Below are 14,837 nucleotides of genomic sequence, written 5' to 3'. Positions count from 1 at the left end.
CAAATATTAAAAAACGACCAACATTACATTTTAATCATTTAAAATCAATATGTTAACTATAGATAATATTTATTCTGACCATAAAAAAGCACCTATCAAAGGTGCTTTTTACAAACGATATTTAATTAAAGACCGCTCATGTCTTTATTCACTGAAATAATTTCATGCCATGTGTTTTCAAACGCTTTAGAATAACTTTCAGAAAACGATTTATAACTTCCTTTACCGTAAATTTCTTCAAAGTGCTTCTTAAACTCCCAATCGTCATCCATTTCAGCCCACTTATCAAAAGAGGATATAGCCATCAAATGCCGGCCATTCATTTTTCCTTGTATAAATTTGTTGTCCATCATTGCCCAATATTTAACTTTACCAGTTTTCATTAACGTTTCTTTTATTTGCATCAATAAATATTTTGCAACTTCCCAATCCTGATCTTGCCTAACAGTTAAATATCGGCAGGAAAATTTTTCAGGAGAGGGAGCCTTATCATCTAAATTATTGATAACAAGATTTTCCATATGCCGCCAAATTTCACTTTGATTATATGAGTTAATATAAGGGTTAATATTGTCCGCCCAATCATCATCATGACTTTTACTTTCAGGCCTTGCGTCTAATTCAGAAAAACTCACTGGTCCCATAACCCAAATAAGTTCATTGACATTTGGGCCATAGATAATGTTATAGATTCGTGTTTTTAACGGGTCTTTAACATGAAATTTTTTGATATGCGAACGCATGTTTTTGGTGAGCTTTTGAGCGTTTTTATTGTCGATTGTAAATCGAAATGTATCCCATTGCGTATACTCTTTTGCTTCTTCAGCTATTGCCGATAATACAAATAATAAACTAGCCAACATCACAAATATATTTTTCATAATAGTACCTTACTTTAATACTATTACAGCTTTAAACCGGAAGGTTAAAGTAGACTTCAATAATATTTAATTAATGACAGGAGCAGTATAGTAAAGAACTAAATGTTTGCCATTTTCAACGAAAGACAAATACATAATGAAAAAGTAACGAAGAAAGTGTTTGCATAAAAAAAGCGCCCTATTAAGGCGCTTTTATTTTATAAATGCTCAATTAACCATGAACGATTCGATTTTCAATCAAATTATCAACTACCGCTGGATCTGCTAGCGTTGAAGTATCACCTAATGTGTCAATTTCATTCTCGGCAATTTTACGCAAAATACGACGCATAATTTTACCTGAACGCGTTTTTGGTAAGCCCGGCGCCCATTGAATATAATCAGGTTTAGCAAAACGACCTAACTCTTTTGCGACAAACTCAATTAGCTCTTTGTTGAGTTCTGGCGATTCTGTAGCATTTGCCATTAATGTAACATAAGCATATACGCCTTGGCCTTTCACTTCGTGTGGGTAACCAACAACAGCAGCTTCTGCAACTGCAGGATGCAATACTAATGCACTTTCAATTTCCGCAGTACCTAGGCGATGTCCAGATACATTAAGTACGTCATCAACACGCCCTGTGATCCAATAAAAGCCGTCTTCATCACGTTTTGCACCATCACCAGTAAAGTAGTTACCAGGATATTGGCTTAAATAGGTATCAATAAAGCGTTCATGGTTGCCATAAACACTACGGAGTTGACCCGGCCAACTGCCTGTCATCACTAACAAGCCTTGGTTTTCACCCGTTAATGTGTTGCCATCTTTATCGAACAATGCAGGTTTAACACCAAAGAATGGTTTGCCCGCTGCACCAGGTTTCATATCAACGGCTCCAGGTAAAGAAGTAATCAGAATACCGCCTGTTTCCGTCTGCCACCAAGTATCAACGATAGGACAGTTAGATTTACCAACGACTTCATAATACCAATGCCAAGCTTCTGGGTTAATTGGTTCACCAACCGTACCAAGTAAGCGTAAATCTGATAAGTCGTATTTAGTAACGTAATCATCACCAACACTCATTAACGCGCGAATTGCCGTCGGTGCTGTATAAAAGATATTTACTTTATGCTTTTCGCACACTTGCCAAAATCTACCTGCATCTGGATAAGTAGGCACCCCTTCAAAAACCAATGTTGTAGCACCATTAGCAAGTGGCCCGTAAAAAATGTATGAATGGCCCGTTATCCAACCAGCATCAGCTGTACACCAGTAGATTTCACCTTCTTTATAGTCAAATACATATTTGTGTGTCATCGCAGTATAAAGCGAATAACCACCACACGTATGAAGCACACCTTTTGGTGTACCAGTAGAGCCAGAGGTATAAAGGATGAATAATGGATCTTCTGCGTCCATCACTTCTGGTTCACATACAGCAGGTAGGTTTGCAACAGATGCTTGGTACTTAACATCAATAGTATCGTTCCAGGCGACATCTCCACCTGTGCGCTCGACGACAATAACAGAATGTACACTTGGACAATCAGCGATAGCCGCGTCAACGTTAGCTTTTAAAGGAATAACACGACCGCCACGTAAACTTTCATCGGCAGTAATAACCACTTGGCAATCTGCATCATCAATACGTGCCCTAATAGATTCGGTAGAAAAGCCACCAAAGACAACTGAATGAATAGCGCCAATACGGGCACAAGCTAACATTGCATAGCCAACTTCAGGGATCATCGGCATGTAAATACACACACGATCACCCTTCTTTACACCACGTGCTTTTAACAAATTGGCAAAGCGACACACATGGTCATGTAATTCTTGATAGGTAACCTTAAGATCTTCTTCCGGATTATCACCTTCCCAAATGATTGCAACATCATTTGCTTTAGTGGGTAAATGTCTATCAATACAGTTGTAGCTAACGTTTAACTTACCGCCTTCAAACCACTTTATATCACCTGATTTTAAATCAACTTTACTCACCGTATCAAAAGGTTGATACCAGTCTAAAAATTCTTTCGCTTGTTCTGCCCAAAATACGTCTGGTTGTTCAATTGATTGTTGATACATTTTTTCATAAGTATCAGTATCAATATGCGTATGTGCTTCGGCACTCGGTAATACTGGATAACGACTCTTTAGTTCTTGCATGATAAGTCCTTCGTAAAATAACTTGATATCTCAAACCAAGTGAAATAAATAATGCTTACAGCTAAAGTCAATTATTTATGCCACTTAGTATTGCTTTATCTACTAAACGCTTTCGCTGATAGCGACAATTATATTTATTGTAATTGGCAACATCATATAGCATGTAAATCATTTCGCATACTCAACTAAAGTCGAATAAGATGGATTTTAGGATCAAATACTATGAGTCACGCTGCGCTTACATTATCACCGTTAAATCAAGTTGACAACGCTGTCATTCATTGTGTGAATGATAAAATACATGTTTGCAAATAAATACGAGCATTAAAAGGAAGTGGACGATGGTATAAGAAAAGATAATAGCGCTTTAATTTGTCAATCATTAAAGCGCTGTGTAAATAGTTATTGGCAAGCTAAGGGTTGGTCACTCTGTTTAGCAGAGCGGTATTGAATCGAGCTAATTGAAACACTGCTCGACCCCTTGATTGTCATCGCAAATGGCGAAACAACTTCACCAAATTTTACCCCTTGCTGCGTAAAACATGACAATGGAATAACGACATCTTGCCAAGCGTCTGCGGGTAAGCGATTAAGAGCCTGATCAATAGGAACAACACCTGAACAACTGCCCTTTTCATCACCGATACTTTCACAACTTAACGACACACTTGCTTCAGTCACCTCTTCGCTGTTGCGTCGAATAGCAAGTGCTAAATAGTTCCCGGCTTCCTGAGCTGCGGTTAGGTCTTCACGAAAACCATTGGTGGTGGCTAATACAATACCTGCAGATTCCGCATTGTTAGTGACGATTGTAAACGCATCTTCTTGCACATGACGGTCTATCGTACGGTATGACACATGTTTAAGCGCTGCGGTGCTCGAATTAATAATCTTAGCACTATCGCCATCGATTAAGGTTAATTGCCATAGTTTAGCAACCTGTCCATCAAATAAGTTAACTTGGCTTTGATCGACACTTATTTTTGCAGTCTGTTCATTTAAGTTGTCGGCTAGCACGTTTTCATCACCATATTGCAAACCAAATCCATAAGGTAATAACGGTTCATAAACTTTATCACCACGGTTAACGAGTTGATCTGCCGATTTTGGCCAAGAAAAAGACAGCTTACCTTTAAAGTCATGCTGTATATCGCCTTTGGCATCGGTCAATATTACATCAGCGATAGCTTTACCTTCTGAGCCAGGCAACCAAACTGCCACAAAGGCATCACTATTGTTAAGTTCCGCATTAACCCACATAGGGCGTCCGCTAATAAACAACGATACAACAGGGATATTCTGAGCTTTAAGTTTTTTCAACAACGCTAAGTCTTTTTTTACACCACGTTGATAATCTAAGTTTGCACGGTCGCCATGTCCTTCTGCGTAAGGTTCTTCACCAAAAACAACAACGGCAACATCTGGTTTTGTGTTGAACTCACCTTCAGTATTCAGTTCAATAGTGCCACCCGCTTGTTCAACTTGTGCTTTAAAGCCGTCATAAATAGAACTGCCACCAGGAAAGTCTTCGTTAGTGTTGTTTGTTCCTTGCCACGTAATTGTCCAACCACCTGATTGCTTACCTATATTGTCCGCACCATCTCCTGCAACCAATATATGCTGTTTTGGCGACAACGGTAGAATATTAGCTTTGTTCTTAAGTAGTACTAATGACTCTCGTACAGCTTGTTGTGCAACCACACGATGTGACGCCTGGCCAATTAATTCAGTTTTTCCTGAAAATAATCGGTTCTGAGGACTTGGTTTATCAAATAAGCCTGCTCTATATTTAACACGTAAAATTCGGCGTACTGCATCGTCGATTCTTGATTGCGCAATCACACCTTCTTTTACTTGTTTAATGGTATTTTCCATCAATGGCTTCCAAGCGTCTGTTGGTACCATGTAAATATCTAAACCAGCATTAACAGCTTGTGGACAGTTATCATTACTACAGCCGGCTATCTGACCGTGTCCGTTCCAGTCACCAACCACAAAACCATCAAAGCCCATTTGTTCTTTAAGTACATCTGTTAATAGATATTTTTGACCATGCAACTTCTTACCATGCCAACTATTAAAGGATGCCATTACTGATTGAGCACCAGCTGTAAGACCACCAACATACCCTTGACCATGTATATCGAATAGCGCTTGTTCAGTAGCAATATTATCACCTTGATCATCACCACCTACTGTACCACCATCGCCAATAAAATGTTTTACTGTACTGATCACACGATCGTCACCTAAGAAATCTTCGCCGGCGTGTCCTTGAAGACCTTTTACAATCGCGTTTGCATATTGCTTAACAATTTCAGGATCTTCAGAGTATCCCTCATACGTTCTTCCCCATCTATCATCGCGCACAGTTGCAACGGTAGGCGCAAATACCCAATCAATACCTGTCACCATCACTTCCGTTGCGGTTATTTGAGCAACTTTCTCAATTAACGCTGGGTTGTTCGCGGCGCCAAGGCCGATGTTATGTGGAAATAACGTAGCGCCAATCACGTTATTATGCCCATGAACCGCATCAGTCCCCCACATCGTAGGGATTGCACTACCATCTAGGCTATCGTCTATAGATGCTTGATACATTTTTTCAGCAAGTGCAATCCAGTCTTGAGGTGTAGAATGTTTGTCATTATTTGGAAATGAGCCTCCACCATTCAAATACGAGCCAAATCCGTAACGTCGCATATCCTCAACACTAATATCCCTGATTTCTGGCTGAATCATTTGTGCGACTTTCTGTTCAAGTGTCATTGTTGCTAGCATCTTGGCAACTTTTGCTTCAACAGCAGGGTCTCTTTTTACGTCAGAGCTAATTTTAGGCCAAATTTTCGCAGCCTTATTCATTGTCTCTAGTTGCTGCTCTGCAACATTTTCAGACTGTTGACAAGCGCCTAATAAACTCGCGCAAGATAATGCCAAACAAGATTTTAAAAACATGTTCATATTTATTCCTTATCAGCTTCTACGTGGGTTGGCACTGAGCCTTTAACCCCATAAAAAGCAATATAGATATAACAGAGAAGTGGTAAGAAAAATGCAAGTTGAAGACCGACAACATCTGCCAAAACACCTTGCAATAGCGGTACTATCGCACCACCCACAATTGCCAAGCACAACACGCCAGAGCCTCGACTTGCGTGTTGTCCTAAACCACTTATAGCGAGACTAAAAATGGTTGGAAACATAATAGAGTTAAAGAGTCCTATTGCGAGTACAGACCATTTAGCTATTTCACCTTGACTGAAAATTGTTAACATTAACAACACAATCGCAGCAGCAGCATTAAAGGCTAATACTTTGCCCGCACTCACATGTTGCATAACAATGGCACCGACAAAACGACCTAACATAGCGCCGCCCCAGTAATAAGCGATTAAACGAGATGCTTCTGATTCCGTTAAACCAGCAATATTTGGATCGTGTAAATAACTGACCAAGAAACTACCAATTGCAACTTCAGCACCTACATATAAAAAGATGGCGATGGCACCTAGTTTAAGATGCGAAAACTTAATTGCATCGGCATAGGAAGCCGCACTGTGCGTTACGGTTCCTAATTTTGGTAATTTTAATTTTGCAAATACGCCAGCTAACAACAGTAATATTGCTGCCAATAGTAAATAAGGTAGCTGAACCGCGGAAGCGCCCGTTGCATCCGACGTTTCTACCGATGAAAAAATTAAATATGCGCCAAAAAACGGCGCTACTGTCGTACCTAGAGAGTTAAAAGCTTGCGTCATCGTCAGACGCGAAGAAGCAGTTTTAGTTGGCCCTAATATGCTGACAAAAGGGTTTGCAGACACTTGCAGTAACGTTATACCTGCAGCTAATACAAACAAAGCAATTAAAAATAACGCATACACCTCTAGAGCTGCTGCTGGATAAAACAACAAACAACCAATGGCCGCAACAGTTAAGCCAGTAACAATACCTTTTTGATAACCAATTTTTGCCACTAAGTTTCCTGCGGGTATTGAAACAATAAAGTAAGCACTAAAAAAGCAAAACTGAATCAACATTGCCTGTGTATAAGACAGTTCAAATGCGCCTTTAAGATAAGGAATTAAAATGTCGTTTAGACAAGTAATAAATCCCCACATAAAAAATAAGGTGGTAAGCGAACAAAGTGCGAAAGTATATGTATTCGCTCCTTTAGGGGGTAACTGCTCAGTCGCTGGCTTTGCAGACATCGAAAACTCAGCCATAAAGCGCTCCTATAAAGATAATATCGTCGTTAGGACTTAGGTCAAAGTCGAGCGAGAACGCTCGACAATAAAAAATATTCGGCGGCAACATTTACCGCCGAATAACGTTGGTGCTATTGAAAGCTATATCTAAAACCGACAACATAGCGAGGGCCGTACTGGCGAGCAAAAAGAAACTGCTCTTCATAACGGCCATAGCCCTGTTCTGTCTCGTTATTGATATTTATACCTTCAAAAAATACCGTTGTTTGCTCATCAACATCATAATTAACGCTTAAATCCCATTGTCCAAACGCTTTAGCAAACTGAGGTGGGTTATCTGAAGACCCTTCGTTTTGACCTACGCCAATCAAGTATTCATCACGCCAAGCGTAAGTTGCTTTAATTGACAGACCATTTTTTTCGTAAAAGGCTTGGAAGTTTGCCGAATCACTAAGACCCGTTAGTGGTGTTTGTTGTTCTAAGCTATTAACATCGAATTCGACGTCACCTTCAACAATGGTGCCATTAATACCAAGACCAAAACCCGTTTCTCCAAACAAATGTTGAAACGCAATTTCAAAACCATCAACCGTTTTAGTATCAGGCGCGTTAAATGGTCGACGTATATCCCAAGTAATTAATGGGTCTTCCGAAGAAGGCGTTAAATAACCTTGTTCATTTAACGCTGATCCATTTGCCTGTATTTCAGCAAATATTGCATCATTAGTTGCTTGCTCACCTCGTCCTTCAATATTAGCTACCGCTTGGTTCCAGCGAGGGCCAAGATAAATATCGTGAAAGCCATCAATGGTTGTAGAGACGATTTGACTACCAATAAAGTTTTCTACATCTTTTCTAAAGTAACCAACTGATGCATAACTTGCTTCGTCATAGTAATACTCTAAGCTCAGATCAAAATTGGTAGATTCGAATGGTTGTAGGTTGGTATTACCTTCACCACCATTTCGAGAACCAATTTTAGGGCTACCAGACAAACTTCTGCCGCCAGCTAAATCCCCTAATGGTGCACGTGTAATGGTTTTCCCCCAAGAAGCGCGAGCAACAATTTCATCAGTAAGCTCTACTTTTAAATCAATCATAGGAAGGAACACATCGTGTTCACCAGTTTGCTTAAGAAAGTTAGCATCTCCCGGCAAATATTGTGTATGCCACTCACTGCCACCTTTCCACCATACCGTAGTAGGCACTGGCTGAAGCACATTACTGGTCACGTCTGTTTCTTCATAACGCACACCAATGTTTAATTGTACAGGGTAATCAGCAACGTCAAATTCCCATTGCGATTGTACATACACACTTTTTGTTTCTTCTTGTACAGAGCCTTCAGTTAATGTCCCCATATCATGGTAAGCCGTTGTAGCAAAATAATCGTCACCACCTAAAAGCTCATTGGTTAAAAAAGCTTCTGAACGAGCAACCACTTCATCAAAATCAAAGGTGTAGTAATAACTCGGTGTCAAGTTAGCCCCGCCACTACCAAATTCATCCAAGAAGTTGTTAGTGCTGTGTTTAGTGAACATACCGTCTGGAAACATTTCAGGCCATGATGGGTTAAACAAAAAGCCACCAATTAAACCGCTCCATGCGTGAGAACCACCCATACGTTGATCTGTATAGGCACCACCAAACTTCACTTGAACAAGTGGAATGTCGAATGCATCATTTTCCCACGTACCGTGTAACTGTACCTGCTCTATTTCGGACTTTCCTGGAGAATGAATAAACTGACTGAAATGAGAGTCAATTTCTCCTGGTGCTAGTTCCGTTGTGCCATTATTCCAATAGATTTCTGCACGCGGGATATCGCCGTTGCGATAATCATAAGTTTTCGTTCTTAACTGATCAGATCCCAGTACCAAAGAACCAAAACTGCCTAATCCGTCATCACCACCGTTATCAATTTCACTAGAAGAGTCGTGATAATCAAGTACAATATTTAATGTATCTGTTACTTGCCAGTCAAAATTAAGCCCTATTGATTCCTCTTCTACATCTGTTGTTCCTCTTGATGCAGTGTATGAGCCATCATTACCACTTATATCGGCATAAACAACGGTACCATTTTCATCAATTTCATAAGCATTGATATTACCACCGTAGTCGTTCCATAAGCCCCAGCCAATAGAATTTACACCTGTAGTCGCTTCTGTACGAATATAGTCAAGTGAAACGATAAGTGATTCAATTGGCATATACTGAATAGTAACGTGGCCATTGGTTCTATCTCTCTCTAAATTCTCGATACCGTAATTCATATCACGAGGAAAAAAATGATTTCCCACTCGATTACCTTCATCATCTAATGGACGTGGATCAACTACTTTGTCGTCATCTAAATTTGTTGGTAATGCAACGTTTGCTTGCCAACCTTGGATATTAGCCAGTTGTTTTTGAAAGTCACGTTCATGATGTGTAAAAGAAAACGCTACACCTAAGGTATCGTCTAAAAAGGTATTTGAATAAAGTGCAGAGAACTCAGGTGTAACATCACTGTTTTCTTCATTTGAAGTATCGTGAATTGCTTTACCAGATAAACTGTAACGCTCTCCAGGACTTGCCAGCGGTTTACGAGTAACAATATTAACAGTTGCCCCTAAACCACCACTTGGATTTTCTGCACGTGCAGTCTTATACACCTCAAGTGCAGAAACACCGTCTGATGCAAGATTTTCTAAACTGTATGAACGTGTATTACCTGTGCCAGGCATTTGACGTCCATTGAGTGTAATTAAGTTGAAATCAGGACCAAAACCACGCACCGTGATCTGGCTCCCCTCACCGTTACTTCGGCTTACAGAAACCCCGGTAATGCGCTGTAATGATTCGGCAAGGTTAGTATCAGGAAACTTACCCATTTCTTCTGCTGAAATAGCGTCCACAACCCCTGACATGTCCCTTTTTACGTTCATTGCACGGACTAAACTGCCTTTAATACCTTTTACTTCAATAATTTCAACGTTGTCTGTTTTAGCGTCTGACGTTTGCTCTGCAAGTGCTACTTGACTTACTGACGCGGTAAGCACAGCTGACAAAGCGAGTGCTATTGGTGATTTTGTAAATGTTGTAATATTCATCTTTACCCTACTTATTCAAAATTATTATTGAATTGATGACTTCGTTGTCATCAAGTCGTTAAATTCCAAGTGTTACGATGTAGCTACTGCAGTGCGCATGATCTCATTCATACTGTGTTGCTCTTTCTCTATTTCTAAAGGCAGTATGGTCTGACTATCAGCTTGCGCAGCAGAGCTAGCGTTAACAATGTCAACTAACGAAAAGGTAAATGGTTGCAATAAATCGAGATCACTTACTGCAATATGAGTAAAAGCATTAAAACTTGGTAATGAAGTTTTCATGGCCGCTTTAAAGGCCAGTTTTTGTGATTGAGGTACGGTATTTGGGTCATAGATCATCACATTATCTAAACGATAAACTGCACCTTCACCACTGCCCCATGCAGGAAATACCATCACTACATCTATTTGACTAATATCTAAACCAGCGTCAAATAAGTCTTGTAAAGAATAGGTATAAGTTTGCCATTCACCCACAACCGGAACAACGCCTTCCATGCTATCACTGAGATTAAGCTCAACAGCGGTAGTGGCATCACCAGCTTCTATTTTAAACAACCATGCGGCACTGCTATCATTCGGTGCTGATTCTATTTTCATTTCAAATTGTACAACACCATTAAGTAATAAACTTGAAGCATCTAAATACACATCATCGTCAGCGAGCAACCCCATAACGGTTGGTGTTGAACCAATGACAAATTCAGCCGTTAAACCATGCTCTGTATCATCATTTTCAATCGTTGGTGTAGAACCGCCGCAACAATCCCAAATACTCCATTGTTCTAATGCTTGTTCTGCAAATAACACGTGCCCGTTAAAGCCTGTCGAAGCGTTAGGGTCGTAGATTTTTACATTATCAACACGGTATATTGCGCCATCACCACTGCCCCAAGCCGGAAAAATCATTAATACATCAATCGCACTTACATCTAACCCAGCATTGGCTAAATCTGCCAAGTTAAAGGTATATGTTTGCCATTGACCGGTTGTTGGTGATACACCTTCAACACTTGCAGACAAATCAAGCTCAACCGCCGATGCGGCATTATCGCTTTCAACTTTAAATAACCAAGCAGCATCAGCTATATTAGGAGCTGACGTTATTTTCATATCAAATTGAATTACACCATTCGACAATATAGCACTTGCATCAAACGGTTCAGGTTCTACATCTGGAGCCGAAATAAACTCAGCACGGGAAGCAAAGCCCATAACTGTTGGTGTTGCGCCTATAGCAAATTCAGCAACCGCACCATGAGCCTCATCCTCATCAATAACAACCATTGGCGTGCTGCCACCACAACAATCCCATAAAGGCCAGCTCGCTTTCTCTTCATCAGTAAACACAGTAAGCGACGGCGCAGCGAAATCTGCTCCAATTGTTAAATCGGCAACTCGATAAACAGCGCCTTCGCCACTTCCCCAAGCAGGAAAAATCATAACAACATCAATTGCACTAACATCTAAGCCTGCATCAGCAAGTGTTTTTAACGAAAAAGTGTATGTTTGCCACTGTCCAGCTACAGGTGCTACGCCTTCTTCACTTTCTGAAAGAGAAATTTCAGCAGCAGTGCTAGCGCCTTGGCTTTCAACTTTTAACAACCATGGTGCATCCGCGACATTTGGCAACGACTCAACTTTCATCATAAAGCTAAGTGTTCCCGTATCAACAATAGGACTTGCATCAAAGGGTGATGGTTTACCAGTAGGATCGGTAATAAATTCTTCACGTGAAGTAAAACCATTTACTGTAGGTGTTGCCCCTACCATAAACTCCATTACATCACCTTGTTCAGCATCTTCAACAATCATAGGTGTTGAACCACCACAGCAATCCCATGCTGGCCAATTTACATTCGCAGTGCCATCAAAAATAGTTAGGTTTTGCGGTACTCCTGTAGAAGGCGGTGACGGAATTGGCGCATCACCTTCTTCAAGTGCATCATCTAAGCTGTCGTAGCCTCCGCGAACGGTTTCACAGCCTTTACCCGTGTCAGGGTTCTGCTGACATTGATAAACACGAACATAATCAATCTCGTAATGTTGACCTTCTGTAAATGCTGAGGCATCAATACCTAAATTATTGACATTCTCAGGCCAGTCACCACCTACCGCTAAGTTCAGTAATAAATGGAACTCTTGATCGAACGGCGCATTATCCCAATGTGTTGTTAATTCACCGCTACCTTGATCAAAATATTCAGTAAACCAACCACGATGAGATAAACCAACTGGTTCATCTTTACTGTTAAACCTTACCGTTGAACGTCGTTGCGTTTGATATAAGTAATCATCCACATACCAACGAATTTCACCTTCTTGCCATTCAATCGCATAGGTATGAAAGTCATCAGCTGGGTTTACACCCGCCGGTAATTGATATGCTCTACCACTCGAACTATTGTCTGGCCAATCTTTACCATAATGCAATGTTCCATGAATGTTATTCTCTACTTCACCATCAGCATTAGCCACTTTCAAATTCACAGCTTCAACGATGTCGATTTCGCCAGATTTTGGCCAACCGCCATAAAATTCATCCGTTGGCAGCATCCAAAATGCGGGCCAACTACCTTGACCACTTGGTAATTTAGCCCGCATTTCAAATCGACCGTACTTAAAGTCGCCTTTATATTTACTGCTCAGACGTGCCGAGGTGTAAGGAAGCTCTGCACCTTCTTCTGCAGGTAAAGCGACAATATGTAAGATACCGTCATTTATGTAAGAGTTTTCAGCACTATCGGTGTAACATTGCTTTTCATTGTTACCACCACCCATACAGTTGACTTCGTGCGTCCACTTTTGGCTGTCGATAACATTTGTGTCGAATTCATCATTCCAGATCATTTGCCAATCTGAAACCGGTTGCGTTGGCTCAACGCTTGTTGAAGATGTGCTTGTTTCTGCACCGCCACCACAACCAATTAAGGCAGCAGCCGAACTTGCAAGCAACAATTTTAATATTTTGTTTGTTGTATTCATATTGTTATTTCCACTTTAGACAAAGCAGGCTTTTCATCCGTGTTTCTATGTAGCATAGTAAACCGAACGTCTCCCCCACCAATTTTGTGACTTTGTTTTTATTTATCTTGCAGTCACATGACTTTGCTAATTTAGGCTTTTGATTAGGGCCTGTTGAACTTTCGAGATTAAATTTTGTTCGAACTAAACGCGAAAGTTCAATAACCACTAATCAAAGCTAATAGTGGAATAGGCAAGAAATAGCCACAATATAAATGCGCTATCACGGGATTAATTTGCGAGTTTTAGCAAACATTGCGATAAAAAGAGATATTTTTACGATGACATGTAGAGGTGCTATAACATTTATCGACCACATTCGACGTTTACGAAAAAATGAAAAGCTTGTTTAAAATTTTTCTAGGTCTATACTAGGATGTCGATTTTGAGGTAGAAATGTCTAAAAAATTTAGAATCAACATCATCAAGAGTAACGCTCTCACCTTCCCAATTTAAGCCGAACGTACCCCTTACGTTCGGCTAGCACTTTATTTTCTTAATTTTATTTACAGTCATAAGAGCGTAACGCTTTCATGTGTATTACCGCAATATAGCGAGCAAATTATTCATCAATCGTTGAGTATCGCTAATGCAACACGCTCTAGTTCGGTTGGAGATATTACCGTGCTCAAATACGTTAGCGGCCTTTTTAGGCTAGTTGATTGCAGAACAGAACCATCTTTTAAAGATATAAGTTTTAAAATTTTAATGAATCCAACAAAGTTAAATGCTTTTCTTTCTCGTTTAGCAATAAGTCAATCAAAAGCATCTCGATTTAATAGCTTAATTACCATAGGCAGTCGAGTGGTGTTGAAGAATTTAGCAATCCAAGAAACATTCACCTTAAAAATTGTCAGCACTGAAAAAGCGCGACCTCAGATGGGAGAAATATCTTGTTTATCAATCATCGGGACAGAATTATTAGGGCAGCAACAAGGCGCCATATTTACGATAGACACACCTAATGGCCAAGAATTGTGGCAAGTATTAAAAGTAGGAGATTAATATCAACAAAAAAATAATCAATTACCCTTAAACGTTTACATTAACAGGCATTAACCAAAGAGTTTTATTATGGAAAATAAACCAGAAATTACCATATCTCGATCTGACGTTGCTGAAATTGAATATCAAATTACGCAACAAGGTTTACCAGAAGAACTGACTTCGGCATTAGAAGATGAAATTAGTAGAGCGACCTTAGTTGCTAATAACGCATTACCTAAAGATGTTGTAGCTATAGGTTCTCAAGTAACATTTAAAGTGCTTGAGACAAATAATATTTTTACAAAAACGTTATGTTTGCCCAGCGATATTAATAAGTATGAAGATACAATCTCAATTTTTGCTCCTATCGGCTCTGCAATTATTGGTTTACGTGTTGGCCAACGGATTAACTGGCAAGTTCAACGCGCAAATCAAACCGTTGAGATAATCAGTGTTGCTCAATAACTTAATTACCTGAGCTTAAGTTTAA

At 39.9% G+C, this 14,837-nt stretch carries 8 protein-coding genes; 2 read left to right on the top strand and 6 right to left on the bottom strand.

Annotated features, from left to right (window positions below; all coding sequences use genetic code 11):
- Positions 1 to 125 precede the first annotated feature (125 nt).
- The 6 genes from QUE09_RS03225 to QUE09_RS03200 form a co-directional block, all read right to left on the bottom strand.
- Positions 126 to 881, bottom strand: coding sequence for a hypothetical protein (locus tag QUE09_RS03225; RefSeq protein ID WP_286234766.1), 756 nt, complete (start codon positions 879 to 881; stop codon positions 126 to 128).
- Between the two features lie 211 nt (positions 882 to 1,092).
- Entirely contained in the window at positions 1,093 to 3,036 is a 1,944-nt protein-coding gene (gene acs, locus QUE09_RS03220; RefSeq protein ID WP_286234765.1) for an acetate--CoA ligase, read from the bottom strand.
- A 402-nt stretch (positions 3,037 to 3,438) separates the two neighbouring features.
- Entirely contained in the window at positions 3,439 to 5,997 is a 2,559-nt protein-coding gene (locus QUE09_RS03215) for a glycoside hydrolase family 3 protein (RefSeq protein WP_286234764.1), read from the bottom strand.
- A 2-nt stretch (positions 5,998 to 5,999) separates the two neighbouring features.
- Positions 6,000 to 7,244 carry a sugar MFS transporter gene (locus QUE09_RS03210; protein WP_286235874.1) on the bottom strand — a complete coding sequence of 415 codons (1,245 nt, stop codon included), beginning with the start codon at positions 7,242 to 7,244 and terminating at the stop codon, positions 6,000 to 6,002.
- A 128-nt stretch (positions 7,245 to 7,372) separates the two neighbouring features.
- Entirely contained in the window at positions 7,373 to 10,336 is a 2,964-nt protein-coding gene (locus tag QUE09_RS03205; RefSeq protein WP_286234763.1) for a TonB-dependent receptor, read from the bottom strand.
- A gap of 72 nt (positions 10,337 to 10,408) precedes the next feature.
- Positions 10,409 to 13,321 carry a glycoside hydrolase family 16 protein gene (locus QUE09_RS03200; RefSeq protein ID WP_286234762.1) on the bottom strand — a complete coding sequence of 971 codons (2,913 nt, stop codon included), beginning with the start codon at positions 13,319 to 13,321 and terminating at the stop codon, positions 10,409 to 10,411.
- Between the two features lie 747 nt (positions 13,322 to 14,068).
- Here QUE09_RS03200 and QUE09_RS03195 point away from each other — a divergent pair.
- Entirely contained in the window at positions 14,069 to 14,365 is a 297-nt protein-coding gene (locus QUE09_RS03195) for a GreA/GreB family elongation factor (protein WP_286234761.1), read from the top strand.
- Positions 14,366 to 14,434: 69 nt separating this feature from the next.
- On the top strand, positions 14,435 to 14,812 hold the full coding sequence (locus QUE09_RS03190; protein WP_286234760.1) for a GreA/GreB family elongation factor: 378 nt from the start codon (positions 14,435 to 14,437) through the stop codon (positions 14,810 to 14,812).
- Positions 14,813 to 14,837: the final 25 nt, after the last annotated feature.

The sequence above is a fragment of the Thalassotalea sediminis genome, assembly GCF_030295915.1.
GTDB classification, from domain to species: Bacteria; Pseudomonadota; Gammaproteobacteria; order Enterobacterales; family Alteromonadaceae; genus Thalassotalea_C; species Thalassotalea_C sediminis.
Note: the sequence above shows the minus strand (reverse complement) of the source record. Positions and strands in the feature narration are given on the sequence as shown.

Excerpts from the sequence above, each read along its gene's own strand:
- QUE09_RS03200 (WP_286234762.1), bottom strand. The coding sequence starts at position 13,321 with ATGAATACAACAAACAAAATATTAAAATTGTTGCTTGCAAGTTCGGCT.
- QUE09_RS03215 (WP_286234764.1), bottom strand. The coding sequence starts at position 5,997 with ATGAACATGTTTTTAAAATCTTGTTTGGCATTATCTTGCGCGAGTTTA.
- QUE09_RS03225 (WP_286234766.1), bottom strand. The coding sequence starts at position 881 with ATGAAAAATATATTTGTGATGTTGGCTAGTTTATTATTTGTATTATCG.
- QUE09_RS03190 (WP_286234760.1), top strand. The coding sequence starts at position 14,435 with ATGGAAAATAAACCAGAAATTACCATATCTCGATCTGACGTTGCTGAA.
- QUE09_RS03205 (WP_286234763.1), bottom strand. The coding sequence starts at position 10,336 with ATGAATATTACAACATTTACAAAATCACCAATAGCACTCGCTTTGTCA.
- acs (WP_286234765.1), bottom strand. The coding sequence starts at position 3,036 with ATGCAAGAACTAAAGAGTCGTTATCCAGTATTACCGAGTGCCGAAGCA.
- QUE09_RS03195 (WP_286234761.1), top strand. The coding sequence starts at position 14,069 with ATGAATCCAACAAAGTTAAATGCTTTTCTTTCTCGTTTAGCAATAAGT.
- QUE09_RS03210 (WP_286235874.1), bottom strand. The coding sequence starts at position 7,244 with ATGTCTGCAAAGCCAGCGACTGAGCAGTTACCCCCTAAAGGAGCGAAT.